Origin of the sequence: Frankia sp. CgMI4, from assembly GCF_001756285.1 — a bacterium.
Taxonomy (GTDB): Bacteria; Actinomycetota; Actinomycetes; order Frankiales; family Frankiaceae; genus Frankia; species Frankia casuarinae.
This window is the reverse complement of the sequence record NZ_MAQZ01000051.1, coordinates 50,520-73,977: the sequence shown is the minus strand read 5'-3', so window position 1 is coordinate 73,977 and position 23,458 is coordinate 50,520. Positions and strand designations below refer to the sequence as shown.

The 23,458-nt window shown below is 70.6% G+C and carries 24 protein-coding genes; 15 read left to right on the top strand and 9 right to left on the bottom strand.

Annotation, left to right across the window (positions count from 1 at the left end):
- Positions 1 to 18 precede the first annotated feature (18 nt).
- Positions 19 to 957 carry a PAC2 family protein gene (locus tag Manayef4_RS07070; protein ID WP_070131050.1) on the bottom strand — a complete coding sequence of 313 codons (939 nt, stop codon included), beginning with the start codon at positions 955 to 957 and terminating at the stop codon, positions 19 to 21.
- 358 nt (positions 958 to 1,315) lie between these two features.
- On the opposite strand from Manayef4_RS07070, the gene Manayef4_RS07065 reads away from it, so the two are divergent.
- Positions 1,316 to 2,140 (top strand): hypothetical protein, encoded by an 825-nt coding sequence (locus Manayef4_RS07065; RefSeq protein WP_011435692.1) that lies wholly within the window; start codon positions 1,316 to 1,318, stop codon positions 2,138 to 2,140.
- Between the two features lie 71 nt (positions 2,141 to 2,211).
- Here the strand turns inward: Manayef4_RS07065 and Manayef4_RS07060 are convergent, their stop codons facing one another.
- Both Manayef4_RS07060 and Manayef4_RS07055 read right to left on the bottom strand, forming a co-directional pair.
- Positions 2,212 to 3,114 (bottom strand): AEC family transporter, encoded by a 903-nt coding sequence (locus tag Manayef4_RS07060; RefSeq protein ID WP_070131049.1) that lies wholly within the window; start codon positions 3,112 to 3,114, stop codon positions 2,212 to 2,214.
- A 102-nt stretch (positions 3,115 to 3,216) separates the two neighbouring features.
- Positions 3,217 to 3,429: a hypothetical protein gene (locus Manayef4_RS07055; RefSeq protein ID WP_049760855.1), complete on the bottom strand. Its 213-nt coding sequence runs from the start codon at positions 3,427 to 3,429 to the stop codon at positions 3,217 to 3,219.
- A gap of 204 nt (positions 3,430 to 3,633) precedes the next feature.
- Here Manayef4_RS07055 and Manayef4_RS07050 point away from each other — a divergent pair, with 204 nt between their 5' ends.
- Complete coding sequence (locus Manayef4_RS07050) at positions 3,634 to 4,863, top strand: alkane 1-monooxygenase (RefSeq protein ID WP_070131059.1); 1,230 nt, start codon at positions 3,634 to 3,636, stop codon at positions 4,861 to 4,863.
- 84 nt (positions 4,864 to 4,947) lie between these two features.
- Here Manayef4_RS07050 and Manayef4_RS07045 read toward each other — a convergent pair whose 3' ends face one another.
- Entirely contained in the window at positions 4,948 to 5,706 is a 759-nt protein-coding gene (locus Manayef4_RS07045) for a lysophospholipid acyltransferase family protein (RefSeq protein ID WP_070131048.1), read from the bottom strand.
- Positions 5,707 to 5,931: 225 nt separating this feature from the next.
- On the opposite strand from Manayef4_RS07045, the gene Manayef4_RS07040 reads away from it, so the two are divergent.
- Both Manayef4_RS07040 and Manayef4_RS07035 read left to right on the top strand, forming a co-directional pair.
- A complete protein-coding gene (locus Manayef4_RS07040) occupies positions 5,932 to 6,624 on the top strand; it encodes a M50 family metallopeptidase (RefSeq protein ID WP_139140026.1) in 693 nt (230 codons plus the stop codon).
- Positions 6,625 to 6,690: 66 nt separating this feature from the next.
- Positions 6,691 to 7,707: an SOS response-associated peptidase gene (locus Manayef4_RS07035; RefSeq protein WP_070131047.1), complete on the top strand. Its 1,017-nt coding sequence runs from the start codon at positions 6,691 to 6,693 to the stop codon at positions 7,705 to 7,707.
- Positions 7,708 to 7,776: 69 nt separating this feature from the next.
- Here the strand turns inward: Manayef4_RS07035 and Manayef4_RS07030 are convergent, their stop codons facing one another.
- From Manayef4_RS07030 to Manayef4_RS25750, 3 genes are all read right to left on the bottom strand, one after another.
- The gene (locus Manayef4_RS07030) at positions 7,777 to 8,340 is read right to left on the bottom strand and encodes a DUF308 domain-containing protein (protein ID WP_070131046.1); all 564 of its coding nucleotides are present in this window, start codon (positions 8,338 to 8,340) and stop codon (positions 7,777 to 7,779) included.
- Between the two features lie 125 nt (positions 8,341 to 8,465).
- Entirely contained in the window at positions 8,466 to 8,660 is a 195-nt protein-coding gene (locus Manayef4_RS07025) for a ferredoxin (protein ID WP_011435700.1), read from the bottom strand.
- 356 nt (positions 8,661 to 9,016) lie between these two features.
- Positions 9,017 to 9,394: a hypothetical protein gene (locus Manayef4_RS25750; RefSeq protein ID WP_035730063.1), complete on the bottom strand. Its 378-nt coding sequence runs from the start codon at positions 9,392 to 9,394 to the stop codon at positions 9,017 to 9,019.
- Positions 9,395 to 9,400: 6 nt separating this feature from the next.
- Here Manayef4_RS25750 and Manayef4_RS07015 point away from each other — a divergent pair, with 6 nt between their 5' ends.
- Genes Manayef4_RS07015 through Manayef4_RS07000 form a run of 4 tightly spaced genes read left to right on the top strand, consistent with a single transcriptional unit; the run spans position 9,401 to position 14,162 of the window.
- Complete coding sequence (locus Manayef4_RS07015) at positions 9,401 to 10,111, top strand: ComEA family DNA-binding protein (protein ID WP_051569444.1); 711 nt, start codon at positions 9,401 to 9,403, stop codon at positions 10,109 to 10,111.
- A gap of 7 nt (positions 10,112 to 10,118) precedes the next feature.
- Entirely contained in the window at positions 10,119 to 12,752 is a 2,634-nt protein-coding gene (locus Manayef4_RS07010; RefSeq protein WP_201783439.1) for a ComEC/Rec2 family competence protein, read from the top strand.
- 1 nt (position 12,753) lies between these two features.
- Complete coding sequence (gene holA / locus Manayef4_RS07005; protein WP_070131045.1) at positions 12,754 to 13,758, top strand: DNA polymerase III subunit delta; 1,005 nt, start codon at positions 12,754 to 12,756, stop codon at positions 13,756 to 13,758.
- Positions 13,755 to 14,162, top strand: coding sequence for a hypothetical protein (locus Manayef4_RS07000; protein WP_070131044.1), 408 nt, complete (start codon positions 13,755 to 13,757; stop codon positions 14,160 to 14,162). The genes holA and Manayef4_RS07000 overlap by 4 nt, the downstream gene beginning before the upstream one ends.
- A gap of 79 nt (positions 14,163 to 14,241) precedes the next feature.
- On the opposite strand, the gene rpsT is transcribed toward Manayef4_RS07000, so the two are convergent.
- On the bottom strand, positions 14,242 to 14,511 hold the full coding sequence (gene rpsT / locus Manayef4_RS06995; protein ID WP_011435705.1) for a 30S ribosomal protein S20: 270 nt from the start codon (positions 14,509 to 14,511) through the stop codon (positions 14,242 to 14,244).
- 414 nt (positions 14,512 to 14,925) lie between these two features.
- On the opposite strand from rpsT, the gene lepA reads away from it, so the two are divergent.
- Positions 14,926 to 16,728 carry a translation elongation factor 4 gene (gene lepA, locus Manayef4_RS06990; RefSeq protein ID WP_139140027.1) on the top strand — a complete coding sequence of 601 codons (1,803 nt, stop codon included), beginning with the start codon at positions 14,926 to 14,928 and terminating at the stop codon, positions 16,726 to 16,728.
- A 60-nt stretch (positions 16,729 to 16,788) separates the two neighbouring features.
- On the opposite strand, the gene Manayef4_RS06985 is transcribed toward lepA, so the two are convergent.
- Positions 16,789 to 16,953 carry a hypothetical protein gene (locus tag Manayef4_RS06985; RefSeq protein ID WP_254665502.1) on the bottom strand — a complete coding sequence of 55 codons (165 nt, stop codon included), beginning with the start codon at positions 16,951 to 16,953 and terminating at the stop codon, positions 16,789 to 16,791.
- Between the two features lie 225 nt (positions 16,954 to 17,178).
- Here Manayef4_RS06985 and hemW point away from each other — a divergent pair, with 225 nt between their 5' ends.
- From hemW to ybeY, 6 genes are all read left to right on the top strand, one after another.
- A complete protein-coding gene (gene hemW / locus Manayef4_RS06980) occupies positions 17,179 to 18,414 on the top strand; it encodes a radical SAM family heme chaperone HemW (RefSeq protein ID WP_070131042.1) in 1,236 nt (411 codons plus the stop codon).
- A gap of 254 nt (positions 18,415 to 18,668) precedes the next feature.
- Positions 18,669 to 19,688, top strand: a complete 1,020-nt coding sequence (hrcA, locus tag Manayef4_RS06975; protein ID WP_070131041.1) for a heat-inducible transcriptional repressor HrcA — start codon at positions 18,669 to 18,671, stop codon at positions 19,686 to 19,688.
- Complete coding sequence (dnaJ, locus tag Manayef4_RS06970) at positions 19,688 to 20,827, top strand: molecular chaperone DnaJ (protein ID WP_070131040.1); 1,140 nt, start codon at positions 19,688 to 19,690, stop codon at positions 20,825 to 20,827. Before hrcA ends, dnaJ begins: the two co-directional genes overlap by 1 nt.
- Before the next feature lie 123 nt (positions 20,828 to 20,950).
- Positions 20,951 to 21,643 (top strand): 16S rRNA (uracil(1498)-N(3))-methyltransferase, encoded by a 693-nt coding sequence (locus Manayef4_RS06965; protein WP_070131039.1) that lies wholly within the window; start codon positions 20,951 to 20,953, stop codon positions 21,641 to 21,643.
- A 150-nt stretch (positions 21,644 to 21,793) separates the two neighbouring features.
- Complete coding sequence (locus Manayef4_RS06960; protein ID WP_070131056.1) at positions 21,794 to 22,831, top strand: PhoH family protein; 1,038 nt, start codon at positions 21,794 to 21,796, stop codon at positions 22,829 to 22,831.
- Between the two features lie 28 nt (positions 22,832 to 22,859).
- Positions 22,860 to 23,444: an rRNA maturation RNase YbeY gene (gene ybeY, locus Manayef4_RS06955; RefSeq protein WP_070131055.1), complete on the top strand. Its 585-nt coding sequence runs from the start codon at positions 22,860 to 22,862 to the stop codon at positions 23,442 to 23,444.
- The last annotated feature ends 14 nt before the right edge of the window (positions 23,445 to 23,458 follow it).

The window sequence follows — 23,458 nt, the reverse complement described above, 5'->3', positions numbered from 1 at the left end:
CCGAATCCCTGACCCGGGTCAGGGATTCGGGGTGGGACCGTCCGGTTCGGTCTGCTCGGCGAGGAAACGCTCCAAGGCATCGCCGAGTTCGTCGGCGGTCGGCAGCGGCTGGACGTCGTCCGCGGCCGGCAGGCTCGGCCCGCGCCGTCCGCGCTGGTAGGCGTCGTACTGCTCTTCCAGGGCGCTGACCAGCGCGGCGGCCTCACCGCCCCTGGCGATCTGGCTGTCGACCTCGTCCTGGATGGCAACCGCGGCGGAGCGCAGCCCGTCCAGCGGGAGCAGGAGCCCGGTCGCCTTCGACACCGAGGTCAGCAGGACCTCGGTGGCCGCCGGATAGGTCGTCTGCGCCAGGTAGTGCGGGACGTGAGCGGCGAAACCCATCGCATCCCGGCCTTCCCGCCCGAGCTCGAATTCCAGCAGGTGGCCGGCGCTGCCGGGGACCTGTAGCCGGCGCAGCCAGGGCTCGTACCCCACGATGAGGTCCTTACGGGTCGCGTGCGCGCTCACCACCAACGGGCGGGTGTGCGGCACCGCCATCGGAATCGCGTTCAGCCCGACCGTCAGACGGACGCCGAGCCGGGCCACGAGGCCTCGCAGCGCCACCGTGAACCGCTTCCACTGCAGATCTGGCTCAGGCCCGGCCAACAGCAGGAACGGAGTGCCTGCCTCGTCCCGCAACAGGTACAGCGCGAGGACGGGATCCTCGTAGCTCTCCCAGCGATCCTCGGAGAAGACCATGGTCGGCCGGCGGGACCGGTAGTCGAGCAACTGGTCGATGTCGAAGGTGGMGAGTAGCCGGTGGTCGAGCGCGGTCATCAGGTGCTCGCCGGCCAGGCTGACCGCRCTGCCAGCGTCAACCACCCCGGTCATCGCCTCCAGCATGACGGGACGGCCGAGATCGATCGAACCGCCGGCCAGGTCCTCGGCAAGATCGTAAAGTGCATCGGGATCAAGCACGGGTTGAGGTCCTCCTTACGCCACGGGTCGCGTCCGTCGTCAGGAAGAAGCGTGGCGCGCGCCTCCTCATTCCACCGGCTTATTCCACGGGCCTGTCGCGGCCCGGGGATGCCAGCGAGCCTCGTCACACAGGTGATGCGACAATTTTACCGGTAAGGAGCGATTCGCCGGTGGGTGGTGACGGGCTGTTATCTCAACCCCGCTAGGCTGCCAGGAACGCTCCAGGGCCGGATCTGCCGTGGTGGCCAGGCCCAGCGGCCTAAGGTGGCCTGACCCGACTGAGCAGGAACCCGACTGGACGAATCGGCGTGGTGTGTCCGGTCGTCATGCACATCCGCGCGGCGGAAGGTGGCACGGGATGATCGAAGCGCAGGGATTCACGGCCTCACCGGGGCATCCCGACCTCGGACGGCCTGGTAGCGGTCTGGACGTCGTCGACGTGCGCCGGATTGAGGCCGTGTGCGCGCCGCTGCGCGCGTTGCGCACCGAGGGTCTCCTCGCCGGCCTGTTCGACGGCCTTGACGAGGCGGCGGCCCTCGTCGATCTGGTGGCACGGTACTGCGTCTTGGACCACGCGGCGCTGCTGATCGCCGTGGACGACTTCGAGGCCGCGCTCGCGGCGTTGCCCGCTCTCGGCGTGCGGCCGAGCGCGCTGGTGCCCAGCGTCATCGTGAAGGCCCGGCTGGCCGAGCGCTACGCGGTGCGCGCGGAGCTGCTCGACGTGCGTCTCACCCACGCCGCGCTGCGGTCCGATGCGGGCGCGGACCGCACGTTGGAGATCTTCATGCTCCGGCGGACACCTGGACTACCGGCCGGGCTCATCGAGCAGGAACGCGTGTTCGAGCTCGAGCGGCACTTCGCGATGCGGTTGCCGGACCCAAATCCGATCATCATCGAGGGACTGCGCTGGGTGTTGCGGACCCGGGCCGAGTTCCACTGGGACGGTGGCGGCTACAACCCGCATGACCGGCCGGCTGCCGGAGGTACGAGCGTGCTGTACTTTCTGCGTCTCGCGCCGGACGGCAAGGGAGGTGTCTGTCGCGAGCGGCTGGAAATCAAGTTCTTCGGCGATTTCTCCGCCATCGCGGACACACATCTCGCCCCGTGCGCCGACGGCGCGCGCTCGTGGGAGGTGCCGCCCGGTGCGCCGCACGCATGGTCAACCCGCCCACGTGGGGTGTGATCAGCACGCCGGGCGCCCGCTACAGCGGTGACCCCACTGGAGGACGAGCACGACTCAGGCCCCCCACCTCCTCAGGCCCCGAGGAGCAGCGCCCAGACCACCAGGCTCACGAACGACAGCGGAACCCCGACTCCCACCAGCAGGYTCGGCAACGGTGTCGCGAGTTCGTGACGGGCGGCGATGAGTGCGCCGGCGACCATCGGGGGCATCGCCACCTCGAAGAGGGCCACCCGCACGTCGTGATCTCCGACGCTCCCCGTCAGCGCGTAGATCCCCACCACGAGCGCGGGCGCGGCGACCAGCTTGACGCCGAGGCCGAGGGCCAGCTCCCGCCACCACACCCGGACCGCACGCACCTGGAGTTGCAGACCGATGGAGAACAGGGCGAGCGGGGTGAGGGTGCCACCGAGCGACCCCAGCGCGGCGTTCAGCCAGCCCGGGAAGGTCACCGGCCGCAGGACGAGCGCGGCCACCAAGGCGATCAGCGCCGGAGCGGTGAGGACTCGACGGGCGAGCTCGGCGCGGGAAAGCGATGCGCCGGCACTGAWCGTGACCGTCCCGAGGACCACCGTGTTTAGCAGTAGGAAGGAACCGAGCTGATCCACGAGCACGGCAACCGGGACCGACGACGCGCCGAAGAAGGCGGTCACCATCGGGATGCCGACGAAGCTCGTGTTCGCCACCGCGGTCGTGGCGATCAGGGCGACGACGACCTCCCGCGGCATCCGCAACGCTCGTCCGGCCAGCACGTAGCCGGCCGTCGTCAGGACGAAGAGCAGGTAGGGCGCGGCGATGACGAGCGCGAGGTTCGGCGGGAAGACGATGCCGTGCATGGCGCGCAGCGTCAGAGCGGGCAGGGCCACGTCCAGCAGCCAGAGGTTGATCACGTGGGCGGTGTCCGCAGGCAGTCGTCCGCGGTGCCGGACCCCGATGCCCGCCACCAGGCCGACCAAGAGCACGATCAGTGCGGACATTCGGCCATCGTGGCAGCCGGAGTTCCCGGAAGGCGCCGGGATGCGCCGGGCGTGGGACAGGCCACGTGGCCGGCCTGGGGCGGGGACCGGCGCGCGGATGGATCATGGCCGGTGGTTCCGGCGGCGCCGGTGCCATCGCAGGAGCCGGGGCAGCAGGATGTTGGCGGCGAACAGCACGGCGGCGAGGACGTAGTTGCCCGCACCCAGACGTTCCTGGCCGGGCAGGGGAAGCAGCGTATACGTGATCAGAACAACGGTGGACAGCAACAGAGTGCCGACCATCACCCCGCCGATCCAGGGGGGCGAGTCGGTCATCGAACGGGACCGCCGGCCCGCGGGCGACGGCGTCACGCCACCTGTTTGCACGGGTCCTGCTCCTCGATGTGACCGGCGTTCTGTTGTCACCGTATATGACACGTGGCAGGCTCACTGTCCAGTTATCGTGCGCCGTCAGGGGTTTTCGCCCCGCGGTGGCGGTCGGCGCCGGTCGGCGGTCCGGCCGGCAAATCGGAGGTACCGATGGCGGCACCTGTCCTCACCGCGCCCGGCGGCCTCGCCTGGCGGGACGGCAAGCGGTACATGTGGCTCACCGCGATCATCGTTCCGTTGCTGGCCATCGTGGGATACGGCCTGTGGCATCGGACGGGTGTCGAGCTGCACTGGTGGATCACCCCGCTCTTCGTCTTCGTCCTGGTTCCGCTGCTCGACATGACCACACCGCCGGATCCGGTCAATCCACCGGAGGAGATCCGGGCCGCGCTGGAGGCCGACCGTTACTACCGCCRGTGCACGTATCTCTACCCGCCGCTGGCGGGCGTCGGCCTGCTGCTGGGCGCCTCGGCCTGGACGAACGGCGACCTGTCGTGGTCCGCCCGGATCGGCGTGGTGGTGTCGGTCGGCACCGTGACCGGGGTGGGCATCACCACCGCGCACGAGCTCGGCCACAAGCGGGGGATTTTCGAGCGCTGGTTGGCGAGGTTGATGCTGGCGCCGGCCGCGTACGGTCACTTCTCCGTAGAGCACAACCGGGGCCATCACGTGCGGGTAGCGACGGCGGCGGACCCGGCGAGCGCCCGGTTGGGGGAGAGCTTCTGGCGGTTCTGGCCGCGGACCGTCGTCGGCAGCCTGCGTTCCGCCTGGTCGCTGGAGGCCGCCCGGCTACGGTTGCGCGGCCGACGGGTCTGGTCGGTGCGCAACGAGGTCGTGCTTGGCTGGTTGCTCACCGCGGTGTTGTTCCTGGCGCTGGCCGTCGAGTTCGGGCCGGCTGTACTCGTCTTCCTCGTCGCCCAGGCGGCCTTCGGGTTCACCTTGTTGGAGGGGGTCAACTACATCGAGCACTACGGCCTGGCCCGGGAGCTGACTCCGAGCGGGCGTTATGAGAAGGTCGACCCCCGGCACAGCTGGAACAGCGACGCCGTGATCAGCAATCTGGCGCTTTACCAGTTGCAGCGACACAGCGACCACCACGCCAACCCGACCCGGCGCTACCAGGCACTGCGGTCCTTCGAGGCCTCTCCCCAGCTACCGGCGGGGTACGCCACGCTCCTGCTCGCGGCGTATCTCCCGCCGGTGTGGTTTCGGGTGATGGACGACCGCGTCGTCGAGCATTACGGCGGGGACGTCAGCCGGGCGAACCTGCACCCCGCGCGCCGGGCCGCTTTGCTGACCCGGTACCGGTCGCCGTCCGGGCCGCCGCCGTCCGGTACCGAGGTCGACGGGTCTCCGTCCCGGGGCGGTGTTCGTGGGTGAGCACTTCCTTGAATAACGCACGGTAACAGCGCAGAGCCGTCCGCGAGATCGTCGGTCGGCAAGGATTCCGGCGGGGATGATCTGTCAGCTCTGGCCGGATTCCTCGGAGGTGCTCTGCTCGGCGGCGTCCTGATCGGCCGGCCGATCAGGAGCCGAGCCACCGAGATGCGCGGGYAGCCACCAGTCCGGCTCGCCCGGCGCGGGTCGCGGGTAGCGGCGCTGCGCGTCGTCGAGCAGCTCGTTCATCACCTTCTCCAGCAGCGCCGTGCCGTCGCGGCCCTTACCCAGTTCCGTGGGCTGGACGGGCCTGCCCACCGTGATCGAGACGCGGACACCGATCGCGTCCCGCAGTCTGAAGGGCCGCCCCTTGGTGAAAATGCGCTGGCTGCCCCAGAGGATCACCGGGATCACCGGCACCTTCGTGTGAGCGGCCATCCGGGCCGCCCCGGTCTTGAATGTCGCCAGACAGTAACTCGGACTGATTGTCGCCTCGGGGAAGACGCCCACGAGTTCCCCGGCGCGCAGTGCGTCGAGGGCGTGGCGCAGAGACGCTGCGCCGGCCTCCCGGTCGACCGGGATGTGGTGCATGCCGCGCATGAGCGGCCCGCTGATCCGGTGGTCGAAGACGGCCTTCTTGGCCATGAACCGGACCAGCCGACGCTCCGCGATCCAGAACGGCAGACCCGCGAGCGCGAAGTCCAGGTACGAGACGTGATTGATCAGGACGATGYCGCCACCCGATGCCGGGATGTTCTCCGTGCCCTGGATGTCGAGACGCAGGCGCAGTGCGCCGAAAAGTCCCCGCACCATGCTGACCACCGGCCGGTAGACGTACTCCGCCACGACGGGCCACTCCTCGATGTTCCTCGCGGTCTCCCCGGTGTGCCGAATGCGACACGACCTTACCCCCACCCCCTGACACCGGTCGTCGTGGATGTCCGGCGATACCGCGGTCCGGTTTCACCGGAAGGCAACGTCGCGTGGGGTGAGGGCAGGATCGATGATGTTCGTATCAGGCGTCTGTGGAGGAGCGGGACCAACCGCGCGGATGAGGGAGAGACGACGGAAATGGAGATTCTGCGCCGGAGCATTGCGGCGCAGCCGGCGGCGCCGCAGTGGGTGCTCGTCGTTGCCGCGATTCTGGCGGCCCTGACGGTACTCAGCGACCGCCTATGGCCGATATCCAGACATGTGATAACAATTGCACACGAAGGCGGCCATGCCCTGGCCGCGGTCGCGACGGGGCGCCGCCTGGCCGGCGTTCGGCTGCATTYGGACACCTCCGGAGTAACCGTGTCCTCCGGACGGCCGACCGGTGCGGGTGTCGTCGTGACCGTCGCCGCCGGCTACACGACACCGTCTCTGCTCGGTCTCGGAGCCGCGGGCCTGCTGGCCACCGGCCGGACGAGTCTGCTGCTGCAGCTGTGCGTGGCGCTGCTGCTGGCGATGCTGGTCGTGATCCGCAACGGTTTCGGGGCCCTGTCCGTGCTGGGGAGTACCGCGGGAATCCTGGCGGTCTCCTGGTTCGCGCCGCAGACCGTGCGCGCCGGATTCGCCGCGTACATCGCGTGCTTCCTGCTGCTGGGCGCGATCCGCCCGGTGATCGAGGTKCAGCGGGGGCGCCGTCGGCGCCGGGCCGGGGATTCCGACCCGGATCAGCTCGCGCGGTTGACCGGACTGCCCCCGACGCTCTGGGTCGGGTTCTTCGGCCTGGTCAACCTCGGTGCATTGGCCGGTGGCCTCGCCACGCTGTTCGGGTGACCTTCGCGTTCGGGTGACCTCCGCGCGGAACCTGGAACTGTCGGACCCGGGTGCCACACTGGCGCCATGTGCGGTCGGTACACCCAGAAGCTGAAGACCGACGACCTCGCCGCGGCGATGTCCGCTCGCGACGAGACTGCCGGCGGGGTGGCGGAGAACTACAACGTGGCGCCCACCTCGGCGATGCCGATCGTCATCGCCGAGCCGCGTGAGCTCCCGGACGGCGCTCTTCGGGGTGAGGCGCACCTCCCTCCGGCCGGCCGGCACCCGGCCGGGAAGCCGCCGGCTGCCGCCCGGACCGAGCGGGTCCTTCGCCTCGCGACCTGGGGGTTGGTGCCGTCCTGGGCCAAGGAGCGGACGATCGGGGCAAAGATGATCAATGCGCGGTCGGAGACGGCGGCGACCAAGCCGGCGTTCCGATCGGCCTTCGCCGCACGGCGCTGCCTCGTCCCGGCGACCGGTTTCTACGAGTGGTTTCATCCGGGTGGTGGCTCGCGGCGGGGGCAACCCTTCTACATCCGTCCCGCGGGCCATCCCGCGACCGGCGGGATCTTCGCGTTCGCGGGTCTCTACGAGGTCTGGCGCCGGGGTGAGGCCCCGCTGGTGACCTTCACGATCCTCACGACCGGGGCCGCCGCGGGGCTGGAGTTCCTGCACGACCRCTCGCCGGTGATCCTGCCCGAGGCCGCCTGGGATCGCTGGATGGATCCCTCGGTCCGCGATCCCGCCGCGTTCGCCTCGCTGCTGCGGCCGGCTCCGGCCGGGGTGGTCGCGGCGCATCCGGTCGCGGCCGAGGTGGGCAGTGTCCGGAACAAGGGTCGTCATCTCATCGATCCCGTCGAGATCGATCCGGTGGTCGCCGCGGCCGTCGCGCAGGCGGGCGGGCGGACGGCTCTCGCGGTGGACCCGGAGCGGTCCGGTGGTTCCGTCGGCGGTGGTACCGGTCCGTCCACGCGGGCGGGCGGCACCGTCGATCTGTCGTCGTTCGGCATCGACCCGGTCCATGACCCCGTCCATGACCCGGTCGATACCCCCGTCAATGCCCCGGGCAAAGGCACCGCCGCGGGGCCGGGAGGCGGGTGACTCGGCGGGCGCGCTCGGCAATCGCGGGTTGATCCGCCGGAAATCCGGAGAACGGATKGTCGCCGGAGGTCAGGAGTGACCGTGCGGGCGAAGCGCGAGCCCGAGCGCGATCTCGGTGACACCGGTGACGATCAGTTGGATTCCGAAGATCACCGCTAGTACCATGATCGTCGTTCCCGRCCAGGTCAGCGCCAGCACGCCGAGGACGACACTGAGCGCGGCCAAGGCGAGCGGACCGGCGATGCCGCGGCCGGTCCCGCGCGAGGATCTGCTCGCCCAGGTCACCAGGGCCCGGACGACCCCGGTGATGATCAGTATCGCGCCGACGAGCAGTGCGACGACTCGGAGGGTGACTCCCGGCCACAGCAGCACGATGACGCCGCCGAGCGCAAGCATGATCCCGAACAGGGCGGTCCCCGCAGTGTTCTCCGACCGGACCGCGGCGATCGTCTCGCTGATACCGGAGAGCACGAGTGCCACCCCGGCGAGGACCGCCAGCGTGCGGGCTGTCGYGAAGGGGTTCGTGATCAGCAGAAGTCCCAGCACGGTGACCGCCGCACCGAGCAGGAGCAACGCCGGCCACAGCGCGCTGGGGGCTTGCTGACGTCGGTGCTGCCGGTAGATCGTGGCCATCGAGGCACCTCCCCGGGTCGGGGCTCCGCCCGGATACGCGCGGGCCGCTCTCGCCAGAAGGTCTCTACCCGGTTCCGGCGAGTCGCTACCGCGACTCACTCTCCCGGCCGACCGCCACGTCGTGATCAGCTGTCGGAGATGCTGATCGCCTCGGTCGGGCAGGAGTCAACAGCCTCTTGGATGTCGTCCCACCTGGCGTCGTCGGGTTCCTCGTCGAGGAGGTAGAGGAAGCCGTCGTCGCGGATCTCGAACACGTTCGGGACGAGACGGACACAGGTTCCGCTGCTCGCGCAGCGGTCGTAGTCGACAGTCACGCGCATCGGCGCACCTCCCAGTGGTGCTCCCACAATCAGTGTCGAGCGGACCTTACCGCCGAGCCCGTGGCTGCGACAGAACCGGGACCCCGGCAGGCCACTGGGCGGGGGCTGTGGACGACGGGCGGCTGTCCACAGGACGGCGGCGAGCGGAGCGGGAGCCGCCGTGATCGATCTACGGTCCAGCCATGGTCGAATCCACCCCTGGTCCCGGGTACCCGCTGTCGGCCCCGTCGCCGCGTTTCCCCGTCCACGCATTTCCGCCTGAAACGTCCGTTTCGTCGCGATGGCCATCGCTGGACCTGCTGCCGTCGGACGACGCCACCGTGCCGCTGCGTCCGCCGGACCCCCCAGCGGACGGCTCAGCTGGTGGATCCCGCCGCGTTCGTGACGCCACGTTCACCGAGGACGAGCAGGAGATCGGTGGCGACGAGTCCGACCTGTTCGGGATTCGCGAGGGCGTGTTCCTTGATGAGGACCGGGCCGCCGGCGGATGGGTCGCGGACGAGCTCGCGGCGGAAGGGGCCGATCTTGGCCGGCTGGTCGCCGGCCGAACGGATCGGCGCCGTCCGGTCCACTCCCGTCTGGTCCACCCCCGTGCGGGGCGCGAGATGGACGATGGCGAGGACGAGGGCGGCCGGGGACCTGATCGCGGGCCATCGGCCGGCCGGCCGGCGCCGGGAGTTCCACGGGGCGATCTGGTCGGCGTCATCCGCAGGCGGCTTCCGGCTACGCTGCATGGCATCGTGGTGGCGCCGGCCGCCCGGGCCGCCCTCGTTCTCGCGTTGGTCGCCCTCGCCGCCGCGCTCATGACCGCCTGGTTCTCCTGGCAGCACCGCCCGGTGCCGCTCGCCTCCTCCGAGGTCGATACCCCCCGGACGGGGGAGTCGGCGGCGGCTGGCAACGCCCGGTCGGACCACTCGGACCACGGGGCCACCTCCGCCACGGATACGAGCGTGACTTCGGCACCGACGGCCAGGGCCGCCCGCACCGGGGCGAGCGGCGAGGTGGTGGTCGACGTCGCCGGCCGGGTGGCCCGGCCGGGGGTCGTCCGGCTCCCGGCGGGCGCGCGCGTGGTGGATGCGATCGAACGCGCCGGGGGAGTGCTCCCGGGCACCGACACGACCGGCCTCGCCCTGGCCCGGTTGCTGGTCGACGGAGAACAGGTCCTCGTCGACGGCAAGCCCGGCCCGGCGCGGCCCGGAACGGCGGCCGGGCAACCTGCGGGTACTGGCCTCGGGTCCGCCGGTTCCACCGCGGCGACCGGTCCGATCGACCTGAATGCCGCGACCGCCGAGGAGCTTGACGGTCTGCCCGGGGTGGGGCCTGTGCTGGCTCGCCGCATCGTCGAGTGGCGCACGGCGCACGGGCCCTTCCGGTCGCCCGAGCAGCTGGCGGAGGTGACCGGAGTCGGCGACAAGCGGCTGGCCGATCTGCTGCCATTGCTGAAGGTTTGACGTTCCAGTGGTCGACGTCGGGATGGAGACCGGACTCGCGCTGCCGGAACGGCCGTCCGGGGCTTCCCGTCCCATGGACGCCCGGCTGGTGGGCCCGGCGGTCATGGCCTGGGCTGGCGCGGCGGGTGCCGGCACCTGGCCGCCGTCCGTTCCGTTGCTGGGCGCCGCCGGTGCGGTGCTCGTCGCGGCTCCGATGTTCCTGCTGCTCCAGGTCCGTCCGCGGGGTGGTCGGCCGACTCGCCCGGGACCGGGCGGCGCTCGGGCCGAGGCGGCTACGGGCGCGTCTCGTCCGTCGCAGTCGCAGTCGCAGCCGCGCAGCGCGCCGCTCACCCGGGGCGTTGGGCGGTGCTCCGGCGGCACTGTCGTCGTGCTCACGGCCCTCGTCTTCCTGGCCGCCGGGTTTCTCGCGGGTGGACTGGCGGCTCGTCCGCGTGACAGCGGCCCGCTCGCCGATCTGGTCCGGCATGGCCGTCCGGTCACCGCCGAGGTCGTCGTCACCGACGATCCCCGCGCCACCTCCTCGTCCACCGCGGTCCGGACGGGAACCGGGCCCGGAGCCGGAGAGGGAAGAGGAGAGGGCGGCGGCGCCGATCGCGTGACCTTCGTGATCTCCGTCCGGGCGGAACGCCTTACCGCGTCACCGGCGGATCTGCGGGTCCGGGCCCCGATGGTCCTGCTCGCGCGGGGTGGCGGCTGGGGTGCTCTGCTGCCCAGCCAGCACCTGGTCGTCTCCGGCAGGCTCGCCGAACCCCGGGTCGGTGACACCGTGGCCGCCGTCCTGTTCGCCGACGGCCCACCGCGGACCCGCGGCGGACCCGCAATGATCCAACGAATCGCCGGGGGGCTGCGGGCCGGGCTGCGTCGAGCCGCTGGGGGACTGCCTGAACCGCGTCGCGGGCTGCTGCCCGGCCTCGTGGTCGGCGACGTCTCCGGGCTCGACGATGCGGTGCGCGCGGACTTCCGCGCCGCCGGAATGTCCCATCTAACGGCCGTGTCCGGTAGCAACGTCGCCATCGTGACGGCCTCGGCGCTCTACCTCATGGGATGGACCGGGCGTGGGTCACGGTCGCGCGCCGCGGTGGGAGCCCTCGCTCTCGTCGGGTTCGTCGTGCTCGCCCGGCCCTCGGCCAGCGTGCTGCGTGCCGGGGCGATGGGTCTGGTCGGCCTGCTCGGGCTCGCCGTTGGCCGTCCCAGGGCGGTGCTGCCCTCCCTGGCGGCGAGCGTGATCATCCTGATCCTGGCGGATCCCGCGCTCGCCCTCTCGGTCGGCTTCGCGCTGTCCGTCCTCGCCACGGCCGGAATGATCGTTCTCGCGCCGGGCTGGCGGGACGCGCTCGCTCGCCGGCTGCCGGCGCGAATCGCMGAGGTGCTCTCCGTCGCGGCCGCCGCCCAGCTGGCGTGCACCCCGGTGTTGGCCTGGACCGGCGGKGGGCTGAGCCTCGTGGCGGTGCCCGCGAACGTCCTGGCCGTGCCCGCCGTCGCACCGGCGACCGTGCTGGGAGTACTGACGCTGGTCGTGGCGGCGGTGTCGCCGTCAGCAGCCGGGCTGCTCGCGCACCTCGCCGATCTGCCGTGCTGGTGGCTGGTGACGGTCGCCGGCCGGTGCGCCGATCTTCCTGCCGCGACGCTGCCGTGGCCCACGGGGGTGATGGGAGCGGGCGTGGCCGCCGGTGTCGCCTGGCTCGTGGTGGCGACGCTGCGGCGGCGGGTGCCGCGGCGACTGGTCGCTGCGGCCCTGGTCGGCCTGCTCCTGGCGCGATGCGCCGTCGCCGGGCGGCTGGCGCCGTGGCCGCCGCCCGGCTGGCGCCTGGTCGCCTGCGACGTCGGTCAGGGCGACGCCCTCGTGCTGTCGGCGGGACCGGGCACCGCGGTGCTGGTCGACGCCGGCCCCGATCCGGCCCTGCTGACCCGCTGCCTCTCCGACCTCGGCGTGCGACGGATACCGGTGGTCATTCTCAGCCACTTCCACGCCGATCACGTCGAGGGGCTGCCGGCCGTGCTCGGCCGGCTTCCGGTGGGGGAGGTACTCGGCAGTCCGCTGGGGGAACCCGTTCTCCAGTGGCACCGGGTCCAACAGTGGACCCGGCGGGCCGGTGTGCCGCTGCGGACGGCCGTCATCGGCTCCCGGGCACAGGTGGGGGCGGTCTCTTGGACGGTCCTGGCTCCGCGCACCGTGTTGCACGGCACCGAGAGCGATCCCAACAACGCGAGCCTGGTGCTCTCCGCACGGGTGGGGGAGGTGACCATCCTGCTCACCGGGGATGTGGAGCCGCCGGCCCAGCGGGTGTTGACCGGCAGCCCGGAGGATCGGACGGCGCTACGAGCCGACGTGCTCAAGGTGCCCCATCACGGCGCCGCTGATCAGGACGCCACCTTCCTCGCGGCGACCGGGGCCCGATTCGCCCTGATCAGCGTCGGCACCGGGAACAGCTATGGTCATCCCGCGCCGTCCACCTTGCGGACGCTGCGCCGGTCCGGCATGGCCGTCGCCCGGACCGACCGCGACGGCGCGGTGGCGGTGGTCGCCACGGCGGCACCCGCCGGGTCCGCCGAGTCYGGGTCGCTGGCGGGAGCCGCCTCCGGGTCGGGGGCGGGAGTCCGCGTCTCGGTGGTGCTCCGCCGGCCCGGGGGCGGATCGTGACATGCTCACCTGCGTGTCCTCCTCCGCACTGCCGCCGCTCGTRCTCGTCACCGGCGACGAGGATCTACTCGTCGGTCGAGCGGTGCGCGGGGTTCTCGACGCGGCTCGGGCCCGTGATCCCGATGTCGAGATCGTCGACCGGCCGGCCGGTGAGCTCAGCGAGGCCGATCTGATCGACCTCGGCGCCACCTCGATGTTCGGAGGTGGCCGGGTGATGGTCGTCCGCGGCGCGCAGGACCTCGCCGAGGATCTGCGTGACGCGTTGTTGGAGTACATCGCTCGTCCGCTCGACGACGTCGTGCTCGTCGTCGTCCACAGCGGCGTGGTGAAGAACCGCAAACTCGCGGACGTGCTGAAGACCGCGGGCGCGCGGGTCGTGCCGGCAGCGAAGATCACCAAGCCGCGGGAGCGTCACGATTTCGTCGTCGCCGAGGTGCGGCATCTCGGCGGCCGGGTCAGCGACGGCGCGGTGCGCGCCCTGCTCGACGCGGTCGGTGGTGATCTGCGTGAGCTCGCCGCCGTTTGCGATCAACTCGTGGCCGACACCGACGGGCTGATCGACGAGGCCGCGGTGGCCCGTTTCCACCGGGGCCGGGCCGAGGCCAGCGGGTTCGCCGTCGCGGACGCGATCATCGGCGGCGACCTGCCGCAGGCGTTGACGCTGCTGCGTCAGTCCCTGGAGGGGGGTACCGCGGCCGTACTGGTCTCCAGCGCCGTTGCCGGTGGTCTGCGTGACCTCGCCCGGGTGGCGTCCGCGGGTCCCGGCTCGAAGTGGGATCTCGCCCGAGCCCTGGGTATGCCGGACTGGAAGGTCGAGAAGGCGCAGCGCTCCGCCCGAGCATGGTCGGACCGGGGTCTCGGCCAGGCCCTGCGGGCGGCCRCCGAGGCCGACGCCGGCGTCAAGGGCGCTGCGGTTGACGCCGGTTACGCCTTGGAGAAACTGTTGCGCGAGGTCGCCGTGGCCAGGTTGGTCGGGCGGGCCCGGGCGGCCGGGAGCCGTGGATGACCGACGGTCCGGGGACGGCTGACGGTCCGGGGACGGCTGACGGTCCGGGGACGGCTGACGGTCCGGGGACGGCTGACGGTCCGGGAGCCGGTGCCGGCATCGTCGTGGCTCCTCAGCCGGCAGCCGACCCCGAGGCCCCGCCGCCGGGCGGCTGGTTCGGCCTGCGGGTGCTACCGGCGGGCTGGATGCGGGGGCTGCTCATGATCGTGACTGGGCTGGTCACGGTGGTGATCGCACTCGGTGATCTCGCGAGCGCCTGGGTGGTCGGTGTCCTCCCGCTGACCGTCGGCGCGATGGTTGCCTATCACGAAGTGCTTGAGCGGCTGATCCGGCCGGACGAGGTCTCGGCGGAACCGGCTCCACAGCAGCCCGGAGCCCGTTCCACGCCGTGCGGCGGGCTCTGACCGGGCGAGAGGCCCGACCGACGGGTGGGCACGCGGAAAAGCCGGGACGCCTGCGGCGCCCCGGCTGGAGGAAGACGACTCAGCTGGCGGCCAGGTTGGCGTGCGTGCGAGCCAGTGCCGACTTCTTATTGGCGGCCTGGTTGGCGTGAATGACACCCTTGCTGACGGCCTTGTCCAGCTTGCGGGACGCGATCCGCAGCGTCTCGCCGGCGCGCTCGACGTCACCGGCATCCACGGCGTCGCGGAAGCGACGCACGTGCGTCTTGAGTTCCGACTTCACAGCCTTGTTGCGCAGCCGCCGCTTCTCGTTGGTGAGGTTGCGCTTGATCTGCGACTTGATGTTGGCCACGCGGGAGAACCTCTGATTTGTCGAGTCGGGGTGGTGCGGACACGTCATAGTACGGGTACCGGCCGTGCCCGGTGATCCGGCATATCTCGCTGGCTCCTGGGAGCAGCAGGTACCGCGGAGAACCGGCTGCCTCCGGCGACCGGCGCCGCACGGAATGGCGACCAGATCATGACCGGACAGGTCATGATCGACCAGATCATGACCGGACGACGACGCGGCCCGTCACGGTGGCACTCAGATTATCAAACCCCCGCGCGGCGGCGCACCGGCGCAACGTTGCGCGCGGCTCCTGGCACGATGAAGGTGGTCGACCCAGATATCGGCACGGGCGGCTCCACCGTGATCACCGCGAGCGAAACGAGAACTCTCCGCGTGTCCACAGCCCCGCACCTGGCGCCCGGCGCCGACCCGACGATGATCCGCAACTTCTGCATCATCGCCCACATCGACCATGGCAAGTCGACTCTTGCCGATCGGATGCTTGGTGTGACCGGTGTCGTGGAGGCGCGCAACATGCGCGCGCAGTACCTCGACCGCATGGACATCGAGCGCGAGCGCGGGATCACCATCAAGGCCCAGAACGTGCGCCTGCCGTGGCGGGCCGACGATGGTCGGGACTACATCCTGCATCTCATCGACACACCGGGCCACGTCGACTTCAGTTACGAGGTGAGCCGTTCGCTCGCGGCCTGCGAGGGCGCGGTGCTGCTGGTCGACGCGGCCCAGGGCATCGAAGCGCAGACCCTGGCGAACCTGTACCTGGCGATCGAGAACGACCTGACCATCGTTCCCGTACTCAACAAGATCGATCTTCYGGCGGCCCAGCCGGAGAAGTACGCCGAGGAGATCGCGGCGATCATCGGCTGCGAGCCGGGCGAGGTGCTCCGCGTGTCCGGCAAGACCGGCCAGGGAGTGCCGGAGCTGCTCAACGAGATCGTGCGCCGGGTGCCCGCCCCGGTCGGCGATCCGGACGGTCCGGCTCGTGCGATGATCTTCGACAGCGTCTACGACATCTACCGCGGCGTCATCACCTATGTGCGGGTGGTCGATGGCACGCTGACCACCCGCGACCGGTGTCTGATGATGTCGACCAGCGCGAGCCACGAGACCCTCGAGGTAGGTGTCATCTCGCCGGACCCCCATCCGACCGGGTCGCTGTCGGTCGGCGAGGTCGGCTACGTCATCCCCGGGGTCAAGGACGTCCGGCAGGCCCGGGTCGGCGACACCATCACCACTACCCGGCGGCCGGCGACGGAGATGCTCGGTGGCTATCGGGATCCGTTGCCGATGGTGTACTCCGGGTTGTACCCGATCGACGGCAGCGAGTATCCAGCGTTGCGCGAGGCTCTCGACAAGCTTCAGCTCAACGACGCCGCCCTGACCTACGAACCGGAAACCTCCGCGGCATTGGGGTTCGGATTCCGGTGCGGCTTCCTGGGCCTGCTGCATCTGGAGATCGTCCGGGAGCGGCTGGAGCGCGAGTTCAACCTCACTCTCATCTCCACGGCCCCGAACGTCGTCTACCGGGTGGTCATGGAGGACCATTCCGAGATCATAGTGACCAACCCCAGTGACTGGCCGGGCGGGAAGATCGCCGAGGTGTACGAGCCCGTCGTCGAGGCGATGCTGCTGCTGCCGACCGACTTCGTCGGGGCGGTGATGGAACTGTGYCAGGGCCGGCGCGGTGTCCTGAAGGGGATGGACTATCTGTCGACCGACCGGGTGGAACTCAAGTACACGCTGCCTCTCGGTGAGATCATCTTCGACTTCTTCGACGCCCTGAAGTCCAGGACCCGGGGCTATGCCAGCCTCGACTACGAGCCGGCCGGGGAGCAGTTGGCCGATCTGGTGAAGGTCGACATCCTGTTGCAGGGGGAGACTGTCGATGCCTTCTCGGCGATCGTGCACCGTGAGAAGGCCTACGCCTACGGCGTGTCCATGACGACCAAGCTGCGCGAGCTGATTCCGCGCCAGCAGTTCGAGGTGCCGATCCAGGCTGCGATCGGCAGCCGGATCATCGCGCGGGAGAACATCCGCGCCATCCGCAAGGACGTGCTCGCCAAGTGCTACGGCGGCGACATCACCCGCAAGCGCAAGCTGCTCGAGAAGCAGAAGGAGGGCAAGAAGCGGATGAAGACGATCGGTCGGGTCGAGGTGCCGCAGGAGGCCTTCATCGCGGCGCTGTCCACGGACACCGGCAAACCGGCGGTGAAGTGAGTCCGGTGCGGGGCCGACGCGGGACCGTGGTGCCATCCGCCTGTTCAGTGAGTCGGCCGTTCAGYGGGTCGGCAGGGGGCTGGCCGGGAGGCGGATCGGTTCGGTGGCCGGTTCGGGGAACGACAGGTCCGCGACAGGGGCGGCGGCGCTGGAACGGTACACGGTGGTTCGGGGCGGGAGCAGTTCGAAGATCTCGTCGAGAACGGCCCTGGCGTCGTCGTCCATGACCGGATCTTTTCGCACCGACGTCGATCGGTCCATGGTGAACCACCCATATTTTCCCTTCTGTGCCCAACGATGACAAAATGTCATTACACCCGGCCAACATCGCCGAAGTGGGTATTCCGRCCTTATCCCTAGGTGGTCCTCGTGTGGCCACCCCTGGCCCGCCCGCGTGGTTGGCAAACGTAGCGTTGCCGCGAGAGCACACGTTGGGGGCACACTGGGGGCATGYCACAAAAGCCTCCCGACGGCTCGCTTCCGCCGGACGACGGTGCCCTCCCGGCGGCCGCRCTGGCCGAGGTGACCCGGCGGCCGTTCGGGGTCTACGTGCATGTGCCCTATTGCGCGGCGCGCTGCGGCTACTGCGACTTCAACACCTACACGGYGGCCGACCTAGGCGGCGCCCTGGTGTCGTCGGTGGGCCTCACGACGTTCGTCGACATCGCGACCGGCGAGGTCCGGCTCGCGCGTACCGTGCTTGGTGAGCAGGAGCTGGTGGTCTCCACGGTCTTCGTCGGTGGCGGCACGCCGACCCTGTTGACCGCGGACGATCTCGGGCGGCTGTTGCGGATCCTGGACGACGGGTTCGGGCTGGCGTCCGACGCGGAGATCACCACCGAGGCGAATCCGGAGTCGGTGGATCCGGCGCAACTGGAGCAGCTGCGCGCCGCCGGTTACACCCGGATCTCCTTCGGGATGCAGAGTAGCCGTCCGCACGTCCTCGCCGCCCTGGACCGGCGGCACACCCCTGGCCGCGTGCCCGAGGTGATGCGCTGGGCCCGCAAGGCGGGCTTTGACCAGGTCAGCCTGGACCTCATCTACGGGGCTCCGGGCGAGTCGGAGGCGGACTGGGCGGCKAGCCTGGACGCGGCGATCCAGCTCGGCCCGGACCACGTCAGTGCCTACGCGCTGACGGTTGAGGAGGGCACGAAACTGTCCCGCCGGGTCCGCCGGGGCGAGCTGCTCGAACCCGACGACGACCTGCTTGCCGACCGCTACCTGCAGGCCGATGACGCTCTGTGCGCGGCCGGCCTGACCAGCTACGAGGTCAGCAACTGGTCGCGGGGGACCGATACCCGGTGTCGGCACAATCTGGGGTACTGGCGCGGAGATCACTGGTGGGGGATCGGTCCGGGCGCGCACAGCCACGTCGGCGGGGTGCGATGGTGGAACGTGCGTCATCCGGCGGAGTACGCGGCCCGGCTGGGGGCCGGGCGCAGTCCCGCGGCCGCCCGGGAGGAGCTCGACGCGCAGGCCCGCCGGGTCGAGCGGGTCATGCTGGGCGTCCGGTTGGCCGAGGGACTGGCCGTCGGTGAGCTGGACGGGCCCGGCCGGGAGGCCACCGCCGGGCTCGCGAAGTCCGGCCTGGTGGAACCCGGTGCCCTGGAGTTCGGCCGGGTGCGTCTCACTCGTCGCGGTCGTCTGCTCACCGACACGGTCGTGCGAGCCCTGCTGCCCGACTGACGCCGCTGCCCGACCGGCGGCCGTCCGGTGGCCCGATCGGGCGGGACCGGAACCTGGGTACCGGCATGCTCGTTTCGTTACGAGGACGTCGCCGGGCCCTTACCGGTCATTCGCGGGGTGGCTCATGTTCTGTGCTTCGACCTGAGCAGGCGGCTACACTTGGCACTCACTGCGGCCGAGTGCCAAGCTGGGTGTCCGCCGCTGCACACACCGTGGCCCGGCCACGTCCCGCCTGGTGAAGGGGGTGCGACCGCGTGCTGGAGGATCGGCGGCTCGAAGTCCTTCGGGCGATTGTTGAGGACTTTGTGCTGAGCAACGAGCCGGTGGGTTCCAAGGCGCTGGCGGAGCGGCATAATCTCGGTGTATCGCCAGCTACTGTCCGTAATGACATGTCCGCCCTGGAGGAAGAGGGGTATATCACACAGCCTCATACCAGCGCAGGACGGATACCGACGGACAAGGGCTACCGGTTGTTCGTGGACCGGTTGTCGGGGGTGAAGCCGCTGTCCCGGGCCGAACGTCGGGCGATCCAGAGCTTCCTGGAGGGCGCCGTCGACCTGGACGACGTGGTGCGCCGCTCCGTGCGGCTACTCGCCCAGCTCACCCGGCAGGTGGCCGTCGTGCAGTACCCCTCCTTGTCGAGCAGCAGCATCCGGCACATCGAGGTTGTCACGCTCGGCCCGTACCGCCTGCTGATGGTCCTCATCACCGACACCGGCCGGGTCGARCAGCGTATCGTCGACAGCCTCGTAYCCGTTGACGACGAGGTCGCCGGCGAGCTGCGTTCCGTGCTCAACTGCGCGCTGGCCGGCCGGCGCYTGGTCGACGCCCCCGACATCGTCGCGGCCCTGYCCGACAGCACCCGCTCCGAGCTGCGCCCCTACCTGACCACGGTGRCCGGTGCCGTGCTGGAGTCGCTGGTCGAGCGGCAGGAGGAGCGCATCGCGATGGCTGGGACGGCGAATCTCACGCGGTCCCCGGTCGACTTCGCCGACTCGTTGCGGTCGATACTTGAGGCGTTAGAAGAACAGGTCGTGCTGATGAAACTCATCGGCTCGGCGCGGGAGACCGGTACTGTAACGGTACKGATCGGTCGCGAAACGGATGTGGACGCCCTCCGGTCCACCGCGGTGGTGGCCACGGGATACGGTCGTGGTCCCTTCGCGCTGGGTGGGATGGGGGTGCTCGKCCCGATGCGCATGGACTATCCGGGGACGATGGCGGCCGTCCGGGCCGTCGCCAAATACGTGGGTGAACTCTTGGGTGCCGACTGATGGCAGTGGATTATTACGCCGTTCTGGGCGTACGCCGGGAAGCGTCGAACGACGAGATCAAGCGGGCCTACCRCAAACTGGCCCGTGAGCTGCATCCGGATGTCAATCCAGATCCGGATGCACAGCAGCGCTTCCGGGGCGTCACGGCCGCGTACGAGGTGCTCTCCGACCCGGAGAAGCGCCAGATCGTCGACCTGGGCGGCGATCCGCTCGCGCCCGGTGGCAGCGGCGGTGGCGGTTCGCCGTTCGGCGCCGGTTTCGGCGGCCTCGGTGACATCATGGACGCCTTCTTCGGCGGCGGGTCGAGCCGTGGGCCCCGGTCCCGGGTCCGGYGCGGCAACGACGCGCTGCTGCGCATCGAGCTCGACCTGTCCGAGACCGCGTTCGGCGCCACGCGCGAGATCACCGTGGACACGKCGGCGGTGTGCTCGACGTGTACCGGTGCCGGTGCGGCTCCCGGCACGCACCCGTCGACCTGCGGCACCTGCGGCGGGCGGGGCGAGGTCCAGCAGGTCACCCGTTCCTTCCTCGGCCAGATGGTGACCTCCCGGCCCTGTCCGCGGTGTTCGGGTACCGGCACCGTGATCGAGCATCCCTGCCGGGACTGCGGCGGCGACGGCAGGGTGCGCAAGCGCCGGACGCTCACTGTGAAGATCCCCTCCGGGGTCGAGGACGGCATGCGCATCCGGCTGTCGGGCGAGGGCGAGGTCGGGCCCGGCGGTGGGCCGCCCGGTGACCTTTACGTCGAGGTCTCCGAGAAGCAGCACCCGGTTTTCACCCGGGAGGGCGACGATCTGCACTGTGAGCTGCCGCTGCCGATGACCTCGGCGGCGCTCGGCACCTCCGCCACGCTGGAGACCCTCGACGGCACCGAGACCATCGCCGTGAAGCCCGGCACCCAGCCCGGTGAGGTCATCAAGCTCGCCGGCCGCGGGGTTCCGCATCTGCGGGCCGCCGGGCGCGGTCATCTGCACATCCACATCAACGTCGAGACTCCGACGAAGCTGGACGGCGAGCAGGAGCGGCTGCTACGAGAGCTGGCGAAGCTGCGCGACGAGGAGGCACCGGCCGTCGTGGGCGGATCCGCCGGCGGCGCGGCGGGGCTATTCCGGCGGCGGGGCACGCGCCGCGGCCGTTAGCCCGGTCATCGGCCGTGACCGCTGCGGAGAGGATGCATCCTGACCAGCGCCCTGTTCCGGCTGTCGCCGCTGCCGATCGCGGACTCGTTCACCCTCGCCGGTCCGGAGGGTCGCCATGCGGCCATGGTGCGCCGGCTGCGGCCGGGGGAGCCGGTCGACGTGACCGACGGTCTCGGCCGTGCGGTGGAGTGCGAGGTCGTTGCCGCCCGGCGGGATGAGATCGACTGCGCGGTCCGGCGCCGGGTCGCCGCCGCGGCCCCGAGCCCCCGACTGGTTGTCGTGCAGGCCCTTGCCAAGGGGGATCGGGGCGAGCGGGCGGTGGAGATGCTGACCGAGGTCGGTGTCGACGAGATCGTCCCGTGGTCGGCGGCCCGGTCCGTGGCCCGCTGGGAGGGTGTCCGTGGCGTGCGGGCCCGGGAACGCTGGGTCAGAGCCGCGGAGGAGKCGTCGAAGCAGTCCCACCGACTGCACTGGCCGGTGGTGGGCGAGTTGGCCGGCCTGAAGGAGGTTGTCGAGCGGGTGCGGGCGGCGGCGCTTGCCGTCCTCCTGCACGAGGAGGCGACCATCCCGTTGGTTGGCCTGGCCCGCTCGGTTGAGGTGTCGGAGCGAGTGRCTCCGGCCGCCTCGGCGGCGGAGCTGGTGCTCGTCGTGGGCCCCGAGGGAGGGGTGTCCGAGTTGGAACTGGCCACGCTGGGCGAGGCCGGAGCGATCGTGTCGCGGCTCGGTTCGACGGTGCTGCGCACATCCACCGCCGGCGTCGTGGCCRCGGCGGTCGTGTTCGCGGACCTCGGTCGTTGGGACGGCCCGGCGCGATGATGGATAGACTGGTCAGGTAGCGTCCGTGGTCCGCCTCGCTGGGCGGTCCCTCCGGCTGGAGGGGTTCTGTCCGGTGTCGGCCGTCCGCGCCGCGCCACCCACCGCGATCATCAATCCTGAGAGGTGCCCCGGCCTCGCTGGCCGCTCTTTATGCCCGAATCCGTTACGCCACCCGTCGCGCCCGACACCAGGGTCCAGACGCGCATTGTCGTACCCGGTCCGCACAGCATGGTGAGTCTGCTCGGTCACCAGGATCAGCTGCTCCGTACCATCGAGAAGGCTTTCTCCTCGGATATCCACGTGCGTGGCAACGAGATCACCATTACCGGCGCTCCGGCTGAGAACGAGCTCGCCGCCAGGTTGTTCSCTGAGCTCATCGCGCTGCTCGACGCCGGGACGGAGCTCAGCCCGCAGCATGTCGACCATTCGCTGGCGATGCTGCGCAGCGGCGCCGAGGAGCGGCCGGCCGAGGTTCTCACCCTCAACATCCTCTCCAGCCGGGGCCGGACGATACGGCCGAAGACGCTGAACCAGAAGCGGTACGTCGACGCGATCGACCAGCACACCATCGTTTTCGGGATCGGGCCGGCCGGCACCGGCAAGACCTACCTCGCCATGGCGAAGGCCGTTCAGGCGTTGCAGGCCAAGAAGGTGAACCGGATCATTCTGACCCGCCCCGCGGTCGAGGCGGGGGAACGCCTCGGGTTCCTGCCGGGGACCCTGTACGAGAAGATCGATCCCTACCTGCGGCCGCTCTACGACGCGCTGCATGACATGATCGATCCGGACTCGATCCCGCGGCTGATGCAGAGCGGCACGATCGAGGTGGCCCCACTGGCCTACATGCGCGGCCGGACGCTGAACGACGCCTTCATCATCCTCGACGAGGCCCAGAACACCTCGCCGGAACAGATGAAGATGTTCCTTACCCGGCTCGGCTTCGGCGCGAAGATCGTCGTTACCGGGGACRTGACCCAGGTCGACCTCCCCAGCGGCACCCGCAGCGGGCTGCGGGTGGTCCGGGAGATCCTCGACGGCCTCGGCGACGTCCATTTTGCATCCCTGACCAGCTCCGATGTGGTTCGGCACCGGCTCGTGAGCGAGATCGTCGACGCCTACGCCCGCTGGGACGCGGCCAGTGCGCCGCCACCCGCTCCGGCCCGGTCTGCTCGTCGGGACCGACGGTGACCGTCGCCGCGGTCGGAGAGGACCGCTGATGGCCGTATTCGTTGCCAACGAGTCGGGCGCGAGTGACGTCGACGAGGTGAGGCTGGCCGCGCTCGCCCGGTTCGTGCTCGACGCCATGAAGGTGAACCCGCTCGCCGAGCTCTCGGTGATGCTGGTAGAGCCGAAGGCGATGACCGATCTGCACGTCCGGTACATGGGCGAGGAGGGTCCGACCGACGTCCTGTCCTTCCCGCAGGACGATGCCTTTGACGCCTCGTGGTCGGAGTCGGTCGACGACGATCCGACTACCCTGCTCGGCGACGTCGTGCTGTGCCCGGACGTCGCGCGGCGGCAGGCGGAGCAGGCCGGTCACTCCTTCGATCGCGAGCTGTCCCTGCTGTGCACCCACGGCATCCTGCACCTGCTCGGCTACGACCACGCCGAGCCGGACGAGGAACGCGAGATGTGGAAGGTACAGAGCCAGCTGCTCGCGTCGTGGGACGGCGCGGACGGCGCGGACGGCGCCCGCGGTGCCGCGGACGGCGGCGAGGGCCGCCGTGGTGACCAGGGCCGCCGTGGTGACCAGGGCCGTGGCGGTGGCGCCGGAGAGCCCCCTGCCGCGCCCGCACGCTGACCCGGCACAAGGGG